The organism is Halorubrum lipolyticum DSM 21995, assembly GCF_000337375.1.
In the GTDB taxonomy this organism is placed as follows: Archaea; Halobacteriota; Halobacteria; order Halobacteriales; family Haloferacaceae; genus Halorubrum; species Halorubrum lipolyticum.
Map to the genome: position 1 here is coordinate 185,982 of NZ_AOJG01000030.1, position 16,451 is coordinate 202,432.

Below are 16,451 nucleotides of genomic sequence, written 5' to 3' on the forward strand. Positions count from 1 at the left end.
TCTCCGAATCCGACCGGAACCGTCCGGGGGGACGTTTAACCGGGTTCCGGCGAACGTGTGGTCATGGACCCAGACGTGGACCGGTTCGGTTCTCGGCGGTCGACGGTGTACGGACAGCGCGGCGTGGTCGCGACGAGCCAGCCGCTCGCGAGCGAGGCGGGGATCGAAGTGATGCGCGACGGCGGGAACGCGTTCGACGCCGCGGTGGCGACCGCCGCCGCCCTCAACGTCGTCGAGCCCACCTCGACGGGGCTCGGCGGCGACGTGTTCGCGTTATATCGCACCGCCGACGGCGAGGTCGGCGCCATGCGCGCCTGCGGCGGCGCGCCCGCCGACGCGACGGTCGAGAACGCCCGGGAGGCGCTCGCGGCCGACGACGGCGTCGACGAAGACGATCCGAGCGCGGTCGAGATGCCGATGACGGGCGCGCAGACGGTGACGGTCCCGGGGACCGCACGCGGGTGGGAGGAGACCGCCGAGCGGTTCGGCGAGTTCGGCCTCGACCGACTGCTGCGACCGGCGATCCGCTACGCGACGGAGGGGTACCCGGTCAGCGAGGTGATCGCGGACGCGTGGACCCACGGCGAGGACCTGTTCGAGAGCGACCACGCGCGCGAGGCGTACCTCTTCGGCGGCGAGTCGCCCGCGGTCGGCCAGCGGGTGACGCTCCCGCGGCTCGGCGAGTCGCTGGCGCTGATCGCCGAGGAGGGCGCGGACGCCGTCTACGAGGGCGAGATCGCCGAGGCCATCGCCGCGGAGGTGCAGGCGGCGGGCGGGTTCATGACGGTCGACGACCTGGCGGACTTCGAGGTGGAGTGGCCGGAGCCGGTCTCGACGACGTACAACGGCGCGGAGGTGTACGAGCTCCCGCCGAACAACCAGGGGCTCATCGCGCTGGAGGCGCTCAACGTCGCGGCCGAGGTGGGCGCCGGCGAACACGACTACGACAGCCCGGAGCGCGTCCACTACTTCGCGGAGGCGCTGAAGGTGGCGTTCCACGACGGTCACCGCTACATCACCGACCCGACCTACGAGGAGGTCCCGCCGCTCGCCTCCGCGGCGTGGGCGGAGCGCCGAGCGGCCGAGATCGGCGAGACGGCCAACCGCGACGTGAGCTTCGGCGTTCCCGACGCCAACGCGGAGGACGCCGACACCGTCCTGTTGACGGTCGCCGACGAGGAGGGGAACGTTGTCTCGTACATCAACTCGCGGTTCGCCGGGTTCGGCTCCGGGCTCGTCGCGGGCGAGACGGGGATCGCCCTCCAGAACCGCGGCGCGTCGTTCTCGCTCGACCCCGACCACCCGAACCGCCTCGAACCGGGGAAGCGACCGTTCCACACCCTGATCCCCGGGCTCGTTCGGTTCGACGAGGACGACTGGGCCGCCTTCGGCGTGATGGGCGGGTACATGCAGCCGCAGGGACACGTGCAGGTGGTCTCGAACCTCGTCGACTACGGGATGCCGCTCCAGCGCGCGCTCGACGAGCCCCGGTGGCGCTACCGCGAGAGCGGCGAACTGGCGCTCGAACCCCACGCCGACGGGCAGACCGCCGCGAAGCTGTCCCGGAGGGGCCACGACGTGTTGACCCTCCCGCCGGCCATGTTCGGCGGCGCCCAGATCGCTCGGTCGCGGGACGGCGTCCTCTCGGCGGCGACCGAACCGCGGAAGGACGGGAACGCACAGGGGTACTGAGGCCCGGTCGGGCGGGGGACGATCCTCGCCTCGTCCGGCGACGAGACATGACGGATTTGTATAATGAACCCTGTTTCGAGCCGACGGCCGATCGGCGAAGACGCCGACAGCCGGCGTCTCGAACGGGGTGAGCGCCCCGGAGACGGAATCGCTCGACGTGCTGTGGTATTTGTGGGCGTGGATACACTTATAAACTCAGCTATGGTATGTCGTAACAGAATGACGCGAAGGATACAGCGACGCGACGTACTCAAAGGCGCCGGAGTTGCCGGCATCGCGGCACTCGCCGGCTGCTCGACCGAGAGCGGTGACGGCGGCGACGGCTCGGACGGGAGCGACGGTTCGGACGGCTCCGACGGCTCCGACGGAAGCGACGGGAGCGACGGTTCGGACGGCTCCGACGGAAGCGACGCGCCCGACGCCGTGATGGTCGTCGGCTTCCCCGAGTCCGGTATCCAGCTGTTCCGCGACTTCTACTCCGAGTTCGCCGACGACGTGCCCGACCTCGACATCGTCGTGCCCGACGGGCTGATCGACTCCGACCTCCCCGGCGAGGTCGACAACGACATGAACAACGTCATCGGGACCGCGCCGTCCGCGGGCGGTCCGGGGGCGGAGTTCTTCGCCGGCCTGTACGAGGAGGAGTACGACACCGCGCCGGGCGTGTTCACCGCGCAGGCGTACGACGCGATGGCGGTCGAGATCCTCGCGGCGACCGCCGCGGCCGAGAACGACGGCGAGGCCATCCGCGACCGGATCCGCACCGTCGCGAACCCCGGCGGCGACGAGTTCGGCCCGGAGAACCTCCCCGAAGCGGTCGAGACCGTCGCCGGCGGCGACCCCGTCCACTACGTCGGGGCGTCGTCGAGCGTCAACTTCGACGTCAACGGCGACATCGCCACCGCGGCGTACGACGTGCAGGACTTCCAGGACGGCGAGATCACCACGCTCGACACGCTGGAGTTCGGCAACGACCTCTCCGACGAGGACCTGGACGCGACGGCGGCGGACCCCGTCGGAATCGACGGCGAGTTCGAGGCGCAGATCGGCGTGCTGATGCCCGAGACCGGCGACCTCGGCTCTCTCGGCGGTCCGATCCGCGACGGTGCGCTCCTCGCCGCGACCCAGGTCAACGACGCCGGCCTGAACGTCACCGTCAACACCCGCGTCGAGGACACGCAGACCGACCCGCAGGCGGGTATCTCGGGCGCGAACGCGCTCGTCGACGCCGGCTACGGCGCCGTCGTCGGGCCGGCCGCCTCGAACGTGAACCTCCAGGTGGCCGACCAGGTGTTCATCCCCAACGGCGTCGTCGGCATCTCGCCGTCCTCGACGAGCCCGGACGTGACCGACCTGGACGACAACGGGTACGTCTTCCGGACCGCGCCGTCCGACCTCCTGCAGGGCCCGGCGATGGCCGAGCTCGCGCGCGGCGACACGGTCGGCGCCGAGTCCTCGGGGACGCTGTACCTCAACGACGCCTACGGCCAGTCGCTCGAGGAGCAGTACGTGGCCGCGTTCGAAGAGAACGGCGGAACGATCGATGAGCGCGTCTCCTTCGAGCCGGCGCAGGCGACGTACACCAGCCAGTGGTCGAGCGTGCTGAACCAGTAGGCGAGTAGGCGGTTCGGTCCGTTTTCCGATTTTTGCGCGATACCGGGCGTAGGTATAGCGCGTCGCGAGTGAGACCGTTTATAAGCGAACGAGTGGTGTCGCTGTTGGCTGTTTATTTGTGATCGACGTGGCGGTGAAGACCTCCAAAGCCCCAGTCGGCGAGGCGGGCGCACGCTCGCTGCGCTCCTCACTCGGTCGCTCACTTCGTTCGCTCCTTCATTGCGGTGCTTCCGTCGCCTGCGCCCGCCTCGCCGACTGCCCCTTTGAGTCCCGCCCCGCTCCGCACAGCACCGCACCTCACGCCTCCCCAGCCTCGTCGGTCGCCGTCGCTTCGCTCGGGCGACCGACTCCCTCGCGCGGCGCCGCTCGCGGGCCTCCGGCCCGCTCCCGGGCGCGCGCCGACCGCTTCGTTCATTTATAAACGATTGGCGCTGTGGCTCACGCCTATTTAAATAGCTTATCGCCACCGCCGATCTGCAACACCCACTCCCATACTCGATCGAGAGACACGGGTCAGCGATCCGCCGTTTCGGAACCGCCTCTGAAGGGGAGCGATACCACCGGAGACGGTGAGCCGACTACCCGCCGAGGAAGTCCTTCCGCACGTCCTCGTCGCCGAGCAGCACCTCCCCGCGGTCGGTGTAGCGGTTCTCGCCGTTGACGAGGACGTAGCCGCGGTCGCAGCGGCGCAGCGCCTCCTTCGCGTTCTGCTCGACCATGAGCACCGCCGTCCCCGAGTCGTTGATCCGGTCGATCCGGTCGAACATGTCGGCCACCAGGTCGGGCGCGAGCCCCGCGGAGGGCTCGTCGAGCAACAGCAGGTCGGGGTCGAGCATGAGCGCGCGCCCCATCGCGACCATCTGCCGCTGGCCGCCGGAGAGCGTCCCGGCCTTCTGCTCTTTCCGCTCCCGGAGGATCGGGAAGCGGTCGTAGATCTCCTCGATCTGGTCCTCGGGGACGCTGTCGAGGATGTACGCGCCCATCTCGAGGTTCTCGCGCACGCTCAGTCCCGGGAACACGTTGTCGTTCTGCGGGACGAACCCGATCCCCTCGCGGATGATCTGCTCTGGCGCGAGCCCGTGGATCGACTCGCCCTCGAACTCGACGACGCCGTCCATGTACGTCGTGAGCCCGAAGACGGTCTTCATCACCGTCGACTTGCCGGCCCCGTTCGGACCGACGATGGTGACGTACTCCCCGTCGGCGACGTCGAGGTCGATGTCCGAGAGGATCTGGAGGTCGCCGTAGCCGGCGTCGAGGTCGCGGAGCCGAAGGATCGCGTCGCCGTCGAGCGTGTGGGTCGTTCCCGCGGCGGCGGGCGTCTCACCGGTGTCGGCTGCTGGCGTCTCGTCGGCTGCTGGCGTCTCGTCGCCCTCGGCGCTCGGCGAATCGTCGGCGTCGACGGGGTCGTCTCCGGCGGTTTCGTCGGTGGCTTCCGCCTCGTCGGCGCTCATATGTCCTCCCCCAGGTAGGCCTCGATGACCTGCTCGTTGTTCCGTATCTCGTCGCCGGTGCCTTCGGCGAGAACGCTGCCCTGGTGCATGACGATGACGTGTTCGCAGTTGTTCATGATGACGTCCATGTCGTGTTCGACGAGGAGGAAGGTGTAGCCGTCCTCGCGCAGCCGGTGGATCCGGTCGAGGAGCTTCTCCTCGAGCGTGGGGTTGACCCCCGCGAGCGGCTCGTCGAGAAGCACTACCTCGGGGTCGGTCATGAGCGCCCGCGCCATCTCGAGGAGCTTCCGCTGCCCCCCGGAGAGATTGCCGGCGTGTTCGGTCGCGAGGTGGTCGATCTCGAAGAAGTCGAGGGTCTCCCAGGCGCGCTCGCGGATCTCCGTCTCCTGTTCGACGACCGCCCCCCGGAGCCCCGGCGTGACCGACCGGATCGCCGACTCGCCGATCTGGCCCTTCGGCGCGAGCATCAGGTTCTCCAAGACGGTCATCTCCTCCAACTCGCGGGCGATCTGGAAGGTCCGCACGAGCCCCTTCCGCGCCATCCGGAACGGTTCGAGCCCGGTGACGTCTTCGCCCTTGAAGTACACCTTCCCCGCCGTCGGCTCGTGGACGCCGGTGATGCAGTTGAACGTGGTCGACTTCCCGGCGCCGTTCGGGCCGATCAGCCCCGTCAGCGACCCCTGTTCGACCTCGAAGGAGGCGCCGTCAACGGCGGTGACGCCGCCGAAGCGCTTGACGAGCCCCTCGACACGGAGCGGCGGCGCCCCGGCGGGGACGTGCTTCGCCGCCTCCTCAACGGCGCTGTCGTTCGCCTCGGGCTCGTCGGTCGGCGGCCCCGTCGCGTCCGCCCCGTCGGCCGCGTCGGCGACGTCGGACGCGTCCGGAATGTCGCTACTCATCGGTCTCACCCCCGCTGGGGCGCTCGGAGAGGTCGACGGCCGCGGCCGTCTCGATCCGGTCGCCGAGGATGCCGTCGGGCCGCCGGTGCATGATGAACACCAGGATGAGCCCGAGGAAGACGAACTGCAGCGGCGCGATGTTGTCCGTCGCGAACGCGAGGAACGCGGTTGGGTCGAGCGTGACGAGCGCGTCCGCGAACGACGGCGGCGTCTCGGCGTCGATGACGTCGCGCAGCGACGCCCCGACGCGGCGCGGCCCCTCGAACAGCACCGTCGCGAAGACGATGCCGCCGAGGACCGCGCCGGCGTTCGACCCGGAGCCGCCGATGATGACGGCGATGAAGACGTAGAAGGTCAGAACGGGCATGAACTGCGGCGTCGGCGAGACGTTGCCCTGACTGCCGAACCAGAGGATCCCGGCGAGCCCCATCAGCGCGCAGCCGATGACGAACACCTTGATCTTGATCAGGTCCACGTTCTTCCCGAGCGAGTCGGCGACGAGCTCGTCCTCCCGGATCGCCTTGAGCGTCCGACCGAACGGCGACCGGCCGAGCCGCTCGAGCAGGACGAAAAAGCCGATCACGAAGCCGGCGAGCACCGCGATGTACGCCCAGTCGATGAGGATCGTGTTGGCGATCCCGAGCCCGCTCTCGCCGACGGTGCCGAAGACGAGGTCGCCGAGGGCCGTCGGCGTCCCGGCCTGCCCGTCGACGAGGAACAGGTCGCGGACCGGGTTCCGCGGCATCCCCATGCCGCTGCCGCCCCCGGTGCCGGCGCCGATCGTCTCGCGGAGGAAGTTGTCGAACGCGCTCGACTGGAGGATCAGCCGGATGATCTCCGAGATGCCGAGCGTGACGATCGCGAGGTAGTCGGCCTTGAGCCGCAGCGCCGGCAGCGCCGCGAGCAGCCCGACGACCGCGGCCACGAGCATCCCGGCGACGATGCCGACCGGGAGCGGGAGGCCGAATCCGGGCGGACCGAACGCCGGGTCGGGCGACCGGACGACGATCCCCATCGTGTAGACGCCGAGCGCCATGAACCCGGCGACGCCGATGTTGAAGAGCCCGGCGTACCCCCACTGGAGGTTCAACGCGAGCGCGGCGAGCGCGTACACGAGCCCGAGGAACGTCAGCGTCCGCATCAGCCCGACGACGCTGTTGAGCCCGTCGGTGAAGGTGAGCAACGCCGCGACGAGGTAGACCGCGAGCAGCGTCCCGAGCACGAGCCCGAGGTCGCTGCGGCGCGCGGCGTCGATCAGGGCGGCGGTCGCGCTCTCCGGCGCCTCCGTCTCGGAGGAGCGAGCTGAGTCGTCGCTCATGCGGTCGAAACACCTCCGAAGAGCCCCTCGGGGCGCAGGAGCAGCATGGTGATCATCACGGCGAACGCGGCGGCCTCGTTGAAGTCGGAGGGGATCCAGATCGTCGAGGTGGTGAAGACGATCCCGATGACGAGTCCGCCGGCGATCGCGCCGTACACGGAGCCGATCCCGCCGAGGATCACGGCGGCGAAGATCAGCAGCAGCAGCAGCCAGCCGAAGTCGAACTGGATGGTCCCGCGGAGCAGCACGTAGAGGTACCCCGAGGCGCCCGCCAGCCCGCCGCCGATGATCCACGTGGCGGTGACGACGCGCTCGGCCGGAATGCCGGTGACGAGGGCCAGATCCTTGTTGTCTGCCATCGCGCGCATCGCGGTGCCGAGCTTCGTGCGCTGGAGCATGAAGTGCATCGCGAGCATGAGCCCGAGCGCGGCGACGACGATGGTCAGCTCGTGGGCGTTGACCGAGAGTCCGAGCGGAGCGAACGCCAGGTTCGAGGCGTCGAGGCTCGCCGTGACGCCGCGCCGGTCGGAGCCGTAGACGAACTGGATCGCGTACCGGACGATCAGCGCGGCGCCGATCGACGCGATGAGGATCGAGATGCCGTCGCGGTCCCGCATCGGCTTGTAGAACGCGCGGTCGAGCGCCAGCGCGACGGCGGCGGTGATCGCGAACGCCGCGAGCAGCCCGACGAGTATCGCGACCGGCGTCGAGAGGATGTGCGCCCCGATGTCGCCGGCGGTCGCGCCCCCGGCGTCCCGGACGGTCAGCAGCGACCGGACCGGGATGTCGCCGAACCCGGCGATCAGGAACGCGACGCCCCAGCCGGTGAACGCCCCGGTGCTGAGCAGGTCGCCGTGCGAGAAGTTCGCGAACGAGAGGATGCTGTACGTCATCGAGAGCCCGATTCCGGCGAGCCCGATTACGAGCCCGATCACGACCCCGTTCCAGAGGTTCGAGCCGAATCGATCGGCCGAGATCGCCCCGCCGATCGGGCCGAGAGAGAGCCCGGCGAGCTTCGCGGCGAGGTCGACGAGCAGCAGGCCGCCGAGGAAGGCGACGAGGAGAAGCCCCGGCCGGCCTCGCGCCGCGTCAACGATCGACGATTCAGTTGTTCCCATGTGTGCGTCTCACTGACGCAGCGTCAGACACCGAGAGGTAAATAACTCGCTGTTCCGACAAAAGTACCGAAGCCGAAATACGGGGGAAAACGACACCGAACTGTCAGTCGTTCGACTCGGACGTCTCGGCCGGCGCTCGGTGTCTCGCGGCCGGTGATCGTCCGGCGGGTGGGCCGCCCGACGGCCGAGTCGCACACGTGAGCGATCACTTGATAGATCGCCTCCGAGTAGGACCGCTGGATGCGCCTCCGCTACCGCCTCTCGCTCGTCGCTCGCGCCCTCCTCGCGCTCGGGCTGCTGTCGACCGTCCTCCTCGTCGCCGCCTCGCCGCCCGCTTCGACGTGCCGGAGGCGAGCGTTCGCGTTCGATCGACGGCGACCCCGCGTGGCGCGGCTCCGTCGACTGGTCGCATCGGAGTGAGATCGGAGAATCGCGTGCGACCCGCCCTCAGTCGCCGCCGGCGGCCCGCGCGTGTCGCCGGGCGTCCTCGGCCGAGCGCCCCTCGCGGAGCAGCGCCTCGACGAACAGCTCACCGGCCTTGTACGACGAGCGGACCATCGGTCCCGAGGCGCAGTAGAGGAAGTCGAACTCCTCCTCGGCGACCGCGCGCCACGTCTCGAAGGCGTCCGGGTGGACGTAGTCGAAGACGTCGAGGTGCGAGCGCGAGGGCTGGAGGTACTGTCCGAACGTGACCACGTCGACGCCCACCTCGCTGAGGTCGCCGAGGGTCCGGTACACCTCGTGGTCGTACTCGCCGACGCCGAGCATCAGGCTGGTCTTGGTGTGGATGTCCGACGTGCGGTCGACCCGATCGAGGACCGCGAGCGACTGCTCGTAGTTCGCCCGCCGGTCGCGGACCGGCCACTGGAGTCGCTCGACCGTCTCGACGTTGTGGGCGATCACGTCCGGCCCCGCGTCGACGATCCGGTCGATCGCCTCGGGGTCGCCCCCGAAGTCGGGGATGAGCGTCTCGACGAGGATCTCCGGATCTCGCCGCTTGATCGCGCGGATCGTCTCGGCGAAATGCGCGGAGCCGCCGTCGGCGAGGTCGTCGCGGTCGACCGACGTGAGCACGACGTAGTCGAGGCCGATCTCGGCGACCGCGTCCGCGACGTTCCCGGGCTCGTCCGGGTCCAGCGCCTCCATCCCGCCCGTCTCCACGTCGCAGAAGTTACACCCGCGCGAGCAGCGGTCGCCCATCAGCATGAACGTCGCCGTTCCCGGTCCGTCCCGGCCGGACCAGCACTCGCCCATGTTGGGGCAGTTCGCCTCCTCGCACACGGTGTGGAGGTCGCGCTGCCGGAGGCGCTCTTTGATCTCCGTGAACCGGGACCCGGACGGTGGACGCGACTTCAGCCAGTCCGGCTTCCGACGGCCGCGTTGCATACTCGAACCTCGGCGGCCGAGTGCAAAAACGTGAGGATCCGATCGGTCGAAATCCGTCTGAGGTCCGGTCGAAATCCGTCTGAGGTCCGGTCGAAATTCGTCCGAGGTCCGGTCGTGATCCGATCGAGATCCGATCGACTACCGGGCGGTTCCGACCGACGGCCGACGGCGAAGCGGTATGGTATCCTACACCAGTATTCTTTTATTATCTCCGTCCCATCCGGAACTATCCGATGTTCGACGTCGACCGCGACGCGATCACCGACGGGCCGGTGGGGCGAGTGCTCCTGCTGCTCGCGGCCCCGCTCGTCGCACAGAACCTCGTGTACGTCGCGAACGCGATCGTCGACACGTTCTGGCTCGGTCGCGTGAGCGAGGACGCGGTCGCCGCGGTCGGCCTCAGCCTCCCGATCCAGTCGCTCCTGGGCGCGGCGGTGGTCGTCGCCGCCGTCGGGACGCAGATCCTCGTCGCGCAGCGCGCCGGCGGCGAGGACGACGCGGGGGCGCGCCGCGTCGCGGTCAACGGCGCGCTCGTCGCGCTCGCGCTCACCGGCGCGATCGCGATTCCCGTCGTCGCCTACGCGGATGAGCTGGTGCGGTTCCTCGGCGCGGACCCCGCCCTGGCCGGCACCACGGCGACGTACCTCGCGATCATCGTCGCCGTCCTCCCGCTCGGCGCAGTCGGCGACACGGTCGAGAACTGCTTCACCGCCTACGGCGACACGCGGGCCGTCCTGCACGTGAGCGTCGGCAGCGTCCTCGTCAACCTCGTCGCGGCGCCCGTGCTCATCTTCGGCGTCGGCCCGGTCCCGGCGCTCGGCGTCGCGGGCGCGGCCCTCGGCACGGTGCTCGCGGGGGTCGCCGGACTGGTCCACGTGCTCGCGTACGCGGCGGGGATCGGGCGGGACACGTTCCGGCTCACTCGCGACGCCGCGGTCGTCGACGCCGGCGACCTCCGCGAGGTCGTGGAGGTCGGACTCCCGCTCGGCGGCCAGCGCGGGGTGAGCGAGGTAGTGCGCGTGCTCGTCGTGAGCCTCGTGGCGATCGCGGGCGGCGCGGCGGGCGTCGCGGCGTACACGGTCGGCGCGCGCGTCTCCACGCTCGCGATCGTCCCGGCGCTCGGGATGCAGCAGGCGGCGCAGTCGATGATCGGCCAGAACCTCGGCGCGGACGCCCCGGGCCGCGCCCGGCGCACGACGGTGGTCGGGACGGGGCTGGTCGTCGCGGCGTTCCTCGCGCTCGGTGCCGTCCAGTTCCTGTTCGCCGGGGCGATCACCGACCTCCTCGCGCCCGACCTCACCGCGGCCGGCCGGTCGCTGTCGGTGTTGTACCTGCAGATCCTGGCGGTCACCTACTGGGCGCTCGGCGGGACGTACACCCTGTTGGCCGGCTTCAACGGGGCCTCGCGCACCCGGACCTCGCTCGTCGCGGACCTGGTCAAGTACTGGGCGATCCGGTTCCCCATCGCGGTCGCCGCGGTGCCCGCGACCGCGACGTTCGGCGCGTTCGGCGTCGCGGTCGCCCCCGGACTCGGCTGGGGGGTGGAGGCCGTCTTCTGGGCCGTCGCCGCCTCCAACGTCGTCGGCTTCCTCGGGCTCGGCGCGTACTTCGCGTACACGACCCGCCGGGGGATGTTCGCTAACGCCGCCGAGCGCACGAGCGGGGGCGACGGCGGGAGCGCGGATCCGGCGGACGACTGAGGGGCGTCTCAGACCGGACCGTCCCCGCCGGTACCTCACTCGAGCTCGTCGCTCTCGACGACGGTCGCGAACTCGCCGTCGAGGTGCGCGAGCGCGACGCGGTGAGAGGTCTCCGGGTCGATCCGGTCGCCGTCATGGGTCGCTCTGGCGTGGGTCGCGGTGGCGTCGGCGACGACGGCGACTTCGTAGCCGCGGTTCTCCGCGGCCCGGACCGTCGTCGAGACGCAGTGGTCGGTGGTGAGCCCGCAGACGACGAGCGACTCGCGGCCCGCCTCGCGGAGCCACTCGTCGAGCCCGGAGTCGAGGAGGGCGCCGTTGACCGACTTCTCGAAGGTCGGTTCCCCCGCTGCGGGGGCCGTCTCCGGCTTCCACGCGAACCCCGGGGCGTCGGGGCGCAGCGGGGAGTCGGGTTCAGTCGAGGCGTGTCGCACGTGCGCGACCGGGCGGCCGGCCTCGCGCCACCGGGCGAGCAGCCCGGCCGCGACCGACTCCGCGTCGGGGTTGTTGCGCTCGCCCCAGCCCGGCTCGTCGAAGCCGGTCTGGAAGTCGATCAGGAGGAGGACGGCGTCGTCCGGGAGCGCGGGAGAAGCATCCCGGGGAGCGGCGTCCGCGGCCGCCGAGCGCGACCCCTCAGTCATCGCCGAGCCCCGCGCTCACGGACCCGGCGTCGCCGTCGGGCCTCGGCGACTCCGCGAACCGGCGCCACGCCCCGGGCGCCAACAGCGCCGCGGGCGCCTTCGGGTGATCGCGGGTCGGATTCAGCGGACAGGCGTCCGGGCTCGCGTCGTCGTCCTCGCGGAAGAGGTACTGCGTCCACTCGCGGTCGCCCTCGACGCCCCAGTCGCCGAGGTCGGCGTGGGGGCAGACCCCGTCGTACTCGCCCATGCGGTCGCGGATCGTCTCGCGGGCTCGCTCGCCCGCCTCGGTGTCGGCGGTGAGCCCCTCGAAGACGGCCCGCGGCTGGAAGGTGATCTCGAGGCCGACCGGCGAGTACCGGCTCTTCCGCTCGTCGTAGAAGGGCGCCCGCGAGGTCGGGAACAGCGGCTCGCCGCCGAAGCAGAACTCCCAGCGCGGGGTGTCGGGATCGGTCGGGATGTCGTCGGGCCACGGCTCGGGGTCGTGGACGTGGAGGAACTCGAGGACGTGCCAGAGCCGCTCGTGGTAGTGCGCCTCGTCGGCGTCGCCCTCTGGCGGTCGGAAGAACACGGCCAGCGGTGCGCGGTCGGCGTGGTCCGCGTACGCGTCGAGGTACTCGACGAGCACGTCGCGGAACCGGAGCAGCGCCGCGGGATCGGTGGTCGACTCGCAGGCGGCGTACAGCAGGTCGCCCTCGCGCTCGACCTCGATGCCGAAGTAGCAGGGGAACGGAGAGTCGTCGCGCTCGCCGAGCATCGACTCGCGGAAGGTCCGGTAGTGCTCTCGAAGCCACCCGGGCGCGTCGTCGAGCCGATCGTGGAGCGCCTCCTGGTCCAACAGCACGCCCTCGGTGCCGGGCTCGTTCATACCGTTCGTGGGGGACAGACGGGCTTTTGGCTTTCGCCGGTCGCCGTCGAGCGGGAACGGCTCGACACTGGTGCTCGCGAGTCGGACCCCACACCGCTGACCGCAGCGCGCATTTAAATAGCCCTCGCGGATCTGCGTCGGCCATTCATAAATAAACAGGTGCCGGCGAGCGGTGCCACGCTCCCGAGAGGCGCGGGACCCCGCCGGCCGGACCGCTCGGACTCGGTCGCCCGCCGACTCCGCGCGGCAGCGGTTTTTTCACCGCGCGGAACGCTAAATCACGTATGAGCGATCCCGAAGCCGACGCCCCCGACGCGGACGACGGTCCGGTGGTCGTCCTGTTGGACGTGATGCCCAACGGGCGGCCGGACGACGACCGCCCGCAGTACCGGAAGTCGCCGGTCGCGTACGGGCTCGGCACGGACGCGTTCCGGCTGTACGAGCTCACGCTCGACGAGACGGCCGACGTCTCCGTGAGCGACCGGATCGCGCTCGACGGCCCCGCGGTCGGTCGGTACCACGAGGTGTCGTTCGACGATATCACTCGGAACGCCGCGGCCGAGGTCGAGTACGCGGTCGAGGCGATCGTCGAGGGCGACGAGGAGCGGTTCGTCGACTTCTACAACGAGGCCGGCCCGATCACCCTGCGGCTCCACCAACTCAACCTCCTGCCGGGGATCGGCAAGCAGCTCCGGAACAAGGTGCTCGACGAGCGGAAGCGCGGCCCCTTCGAGAGCTTCGAGGAGGTCTCCGAGCGCGTCGCCGGCCTCCACCGCCCGCGGGAGGTCCTCGTCGAGCGGATCGTCGAGGAGGTCCGCGACGAGGACCTCAAGTATCGACGGTTCGTCGGGTACGAGGAGTGAGGCGGGGCGGGGTCCGACTCGAAAACGGAACTGGGCCGGACGCCCCGAAACGGGACTGGGCCGGACGCCCCGAAACGGGACTTTTACCCGGAACCGCGGAGTAACGCGGCCATGACCGATTCATCGACGGGCGCTGGCGCGGCGTACGGGGACCGCGACCCCGACGCGCTCGCCCGGCGAGCCGGGGAGCGCGCGAACCCCGACCGCGACCAGCACTTCCTCGTCGACGACCGCGTCCTCGACCGGATCCCCGCGTACCTCCCCGACGACGCCGACGCGAGCCACCTCCTCGAGATCGGCGGGGGCGCCGGCGCGCTCACCGACCGGCTGCTGGCGGCGGTCGTCGCGCGGAACGGCGACCGCGAGGGCGACGCCGTCGACGCCCCCGGCCGCCTCTCCGTGATCGAGCGCGACGGGACCTTCGCCGACTTCCTCCGCGAGGAGTTCGCGACCGCGGTCGACGACGGCCTCCTCGACGTGATCGAGGGGGACGCGCTCGATGTCGACCTCCCGCCCTTTACCGCCTGCGTCGCGAACCTCCCGTACGGCGTCTCCTCGGAGATCGCGTTCCGCCTGCTCCCCGAGGGGAAGCCGCTCGTGTTGATGTTCCAGGCCGAGTTCGCCGAGCGCATGGTGGCGTCGGCCGGCGAGTCGGCGTACGGCCGGCTCTCCGTGTCCGCCCAGCACTACGCCGCCGTCGAGATCGTCGAGCGCGTCCCGAAGGAGGCGTTCGATCCCCAGCCCGCCGTCGAGAGCGCCGTCGTCCGGTGTACGCCCCGCGACCCCGACTACGAGGTGGGCGACGAGGCCTTCTTCCTCCGGTTCGTGAAGGCGCTTTTCACCCAGCGGCGCAAGACGGTCCGGAACGCGGTCCGGAACACCGGCCACATCTCCGGGCTGGACGAGCCGGAGGCCGTCGTCGACGCCGCCGACGAGGACCTGCTCCGCCGCCGCCCCGGCGACCTCGACCCGTCGGCGTTCGCCGCGCTGGCCGAGCTGGCCCGCGAACACGGCTCGCCGACGGAGGTGTGAGGGCGGATGACCGGCGCGAGTTCCGGCCTCACGACCGACGTACAGGGCGCCGTCTCTGGGAACCTCGAACGGATCGCGGTGTCGGCGGTGATCGTCGCGGTCGTGCTCGCCGCGCGGTACCTCACCCGCCGGCTGAAGATGCGGGACACCGAGCTCTCCTCCGCCCGTCGACTGCTGTTGTCGACGAGCGTCGCCGGCGTGACGGCGGCCGGCGCGATCGGGCTGATCGCGGTGTGGGACCGGAGCGGGGCGCTCCTCGAGGCCGTCCGGTCGGCCGCGATCGCCGACCAGCTCTCGAACGTCGTGCTCGCGGTGGTGCTCCTCGCGGTCGCGTACGCGGTCACGGACTTCCTCGGCGGCGTCATCCGCGAGGTCGCGACCGAGAGCGCGTCGATATCCGACCACCAACAGGAGGTGATCCTCCGGCTCACGCAGCTGTCGGTGTACACGGCCGCGCTGCTCGTCGTCGTCGGGCTGTTCACCGACAACGTCGGCGGCCTCCTCGTCGGGGCGGGCTTCCTGGGGATCGTGGTCGGGATGGCGGCCCGCCAGACGCTCGGCGCGATCCTCGCCGGCTTCGTGCTGATGTTCTCGCGTCCGTTCGAGGTGGGCGACTGGGTGGAGGTGGGCGACCACGAGGGGACGGTCACGGAGATATCGATCATGAGCACCCGTCTCCGGTCGTTCGACGGCGAGGTCATCACGCTCCCGAACGACGACGTGCGCTCGGGATCGATCGTCGACCGGTCGCGGCGGAACCGCTACCGGATCGAAGTCGAGGTCGGCGTCGACTACGACACCGACATCGAACGCGCGGCGGCAGTGATCGAGGAGACCGCCGCTACGGTCGAGGACGTGGCCGCGATGCCCGAACCGAACGTCGTGACGAAGCGGTTCGACGATTCGGCGGTCGTGCTCGGGCTGCGGTATTGGATCCGGAACCCCAGCATGCGCAAGCGCTGGCGCACCCAGACCGCCGCGATGAACGCGATCAAGGGGGAGCTCGAAGACGAGGGGATCGTGATCCCCTTCCCCCAGCAGACGCTCTCCGCGCGGGGCGCGGACGCGTCCGGCCCGCAGTTGGACGCGTCGGTCGAGGAGCGCGCGGCGACGCGCGGCGGGTCGCGGTCGGGCGGCGGCGGGTCGCGGTCGGGCGGTGACAGCGGTAGGTCGGACGGCGAGGGGAACAGGGCGTCGGCGAGTGACGACGGCGCCGACGCCGGGGGATCGGGGGAGTCGGACCGATGACCGGCGACGACCCCGCCGACCCCGTCGACACCGACGATCCAGAATCCGGACTCGCGGAGCGGCGCGGGCTCGACGAGACGGTCGTCTACCAGCCGGCCGAGGACTCCGGGTTGCTCGCGGAGGCGGCCGTCGCGGAGGCGCACGGCCGGGTGCTCGAGGTCGGCACGGGATCGGGCTGGGTCGCACAGCAGATCGCCGATGAGCGCGGACTCGCCGTGGTCGGGAGCGACCTCAACCCGCACGCGGCGCGGCAGGCCCGCGAGCGCGGCGTCGAGGGGGTCGTCGCGGACCTCCTCTCCCCGTTCCGGGCGGACGCGTTCGACACGGTGTGTTTCAACCCGCCGTACCTCCCGACCGACCCGGACAACGAGTGGGACGACTGGATGGAACACGCGCTCTCCGGCGGCGAGTCGGGCCGCGAGCTCATCGAGCCGTTCCTCGACGACGTGGGGCGCGCCCTCGCTCCCGGCGGCGTGGTCCTGCTGCTGGTCTCGTCGCTGACGGGGTACGACGAGGTGCTGACCCTCGCGGAAGACGCCGGGTTCGCGGCCGACCCGGTCGTCGAGGAGTCGTTCCCCTTCGAGACGCTCACGGTGGTGGCGCTGCGTCGAGCGTAGGGCGGTG

At 70.7% G+C, this 16,451-nt stretch carries 15 protein-coding genes; 8 read left to right on the top strand and 7 right to left on the bottom strand.

The window, feature by feature from the left end:
- The first annotated feature begins 63 nt into the window (after window positions 1-63).
- Both C469_RS11355 and C469_RS11360 read left to right on the top strand, forming a co-directional pair.
- Window positions 64-1,692 carry a gamma-glutamyltransferase family protein gene (locus C469_RS11355; protein ID WP_008006728.1) on the top strand — a complete coding sequence of 543 codons (1,629 nt, stop codon included), beginning with the start codon at window positions 64-66 and terminating at the stop codon, window positions 1,690-1,692.
- A 219-nt stretch (window positions 1,693-1,911) separates the two neighbouring features.
- Complete coding sequence (locus tag C469_RS11360; RefSeq protein WP_008006729.1) at window positions 1,912-3,306, top strand: ABC transporter substrate-binding protein; 1,395 nt, start codon at window positions 1,912-1,914, stop codon at window positions 3,304-3,306.
- A gap of 578 nt (window positions 3,307-3,884) precedes the next feature.
- Here C469_RS11360 and C469_RS11365 read toward each other — a convergent pair.
- From C469_RS11365 to C469_RS11380, 4 genes are read right to left on the bottom strand one after another with little or no spacing between them, the layout of a single operon-like run.
- Window positions 3,885-4,760, bottom strand: coding sequence for an ABC transporter ATP-binding protein (locus C469_RS11365; protein ID WP_008006730.1), 876 nt, complete (start codon window positions 4,758-4,760; stop codon window positions 3,885-3,887).
- The gene (locus C469_RS11370; protein ID WP_008006731.1) at window positions 4,757-5,659 is read right to left on the bottom strand and encodes an ABC transporter ATP-binding protein; all 903 of its coding nucleotides are present in this window, start codon (window positions 5,657-5,659) and stop codon (window positions 4,757-4,759) included. Before C469_RS11370 ends, C469_RS11365 begins: the two co-directional genes overlap by 4 nt.
- Window positions 5,652-6,977: a branched-chain amino acid ABC transporter permease gene (locus C469_RS11375; protein WP_008006732.1), complete on the bottom strand. Its 1,326-nt coding sequence runs from the start codon at window positions 6,975-6,977 to the stop codon at window positions 5,652-5,654. Before C469_RS11375 ends, C469_RS11370 begins: the two co-directional genes overlap by 8 nt.
- Window positions 6,974-8,095 (bottom strand): branched-chain amino acid ABC transporter permease, encoded by a 1,122-nt coding sequence (locus C469_RS11380; RefSeq protein WP_008006733.1) that lies wholly within the window; start codon window positions 8,093-8,095, stop codon window positions 6,974-6,976. The genes C469_RS11375 and C469_RS11380 overlap by 4 nt, the downstream gene beginning before the upstream one ends.
- Before the next feature lie 240 nt (window positions 8,096-8,335).
- On the opposite strand from C469_RS11380, the gene C469_RS11385 reads away from it, so the two are divergent.
- On the top strand, window positions 8,336-8,515 hold the full coding sequence (locus tag C469_RS11385; RefSeq protein ID WP_049911325.1) for a hypothetical protein: 180 nt from the start codon (window positions 8,336-8,338) through the stop codon (window positions 8,513-8,515).
- A 27-nt stretch (window positions 8,516-8,542) separates the two neighbouring features.
- Here the strand turns inward: C469_RS11385 and lipA are convergent, their stop codons facing one another.
- Entirely contained in the window at window positions 8,543-9,481 is a 939-nt protein-coding gene (gene lipA / locus C469_RS11390) for a lipoyl synthase (protein ID WP_008006734.1), read from the bottom strand.
- 233 nt (window positions 9,482-9,714) lie between these two features.
- Between lipA and C469_RS11395 the strand changes: the two genes are divergently transcribed.
- Window positions 9,715-11,181, top strand: coding sequence for an MATE family efflux transporter (locus C469_RS11395; RefSeq protein WP_008006737.1), 1,467 nt, complete (start codon window positions 9,715-9,717; stop codon window positions 11,179-11,181).
- A 35-nt stretch (window positions 11,182-11,216) separates the two neighbouring features.
- On the opposite strand, the gene C469_RS11400 is transcribed toward C469_RS11395, so the two are convergent.
- Window positions 11,217-11,819, bottom strand: coding sequence for a cysteine hydrolase family protein (locus C469_RS11400; RefSeq protein WP_008006739.1), 603 nt, complete (start codon window positions 11,817-11,819; stop codon window positions 11,217-11,219).
- Window positions 11,812-12,684: a YqcI/YcgG family protein gene (locus C469_RS11405; RefSeq protein WP_008006741.1), complete on the bottom strand. Its 873-nt coding sequence runs from the start codon at window positions 12,682-12,684 to the stop codon at window positions 11,812-11,814. The genes C469_RS11400 and C469_RS11405 overlap by 8 nt, the downstream gene beginning before the upstream one ends.
- 284 nt (window positions 12,685-12,968) lie before the next feature.
- Between C469_RS11405 and C469_RS11410 the strand changes: the two genes are divergently transcribed.
- The 4 genes from C469_RS11410 (at window position 12,969) to C469_RS11425 (ending at window position 16,444) form a co-directional block, all read left to right on the top strand.
- The gene (locus tag C469_RS11410) at window positions 12,969-13,547 is read left to right on the top strand and encodes a DUF655 domain-containing protein (RefSeq protein ID WP_008006743.1); all 579 of its coding nucleotides are present in this window, start codon (window positions 12,969-12,971) and stop codon (window positions 13,545-13,547) included.
- Window positions 13,548-13,658: 111 nt separating this feature from the next.
- Window positions 13,659-14,579 carry a 16S ribosomal RNA methyltransferase A gene (locus C469_RS11415; RefSeq protein WP_008006745.1) on the top strand — a complete coding sequence of 307 codons (921 nt, stop codon included), beginning with the start codon at window positions 13,659-13,661 and terminating at the stop codon, window positions 14,577-14,579.
- A gap of 6 nt (window positions 14,580-14,585) precedes the next feature.
- A complete protein-coding gene (locus tag C469_RS11420; protein WP_008006747.1) occupies window positions 14,586-15,827 on the top strand; it encodes a mechanosensitive ion channel family protein in 1,242 nt (413 codons plus the stop codon).
- Window positions 15,824-16,444, top strand: coding sequence for a HemK2/MTQ2 family protein methyltransferase (locus C469_RS11425; protein ID WP_008006750.1), 621 nt, complete (start codon window positions 15,824-15,826; stop codon window positions 16,442-16,444). The genes C469_RS11420 and C469_RS11425 overlap by 4 nt, the downstream gene beginning before the upstream one ends.
- Window positions 16,445-16,451 lie beyond the last annotated feature (7 nt).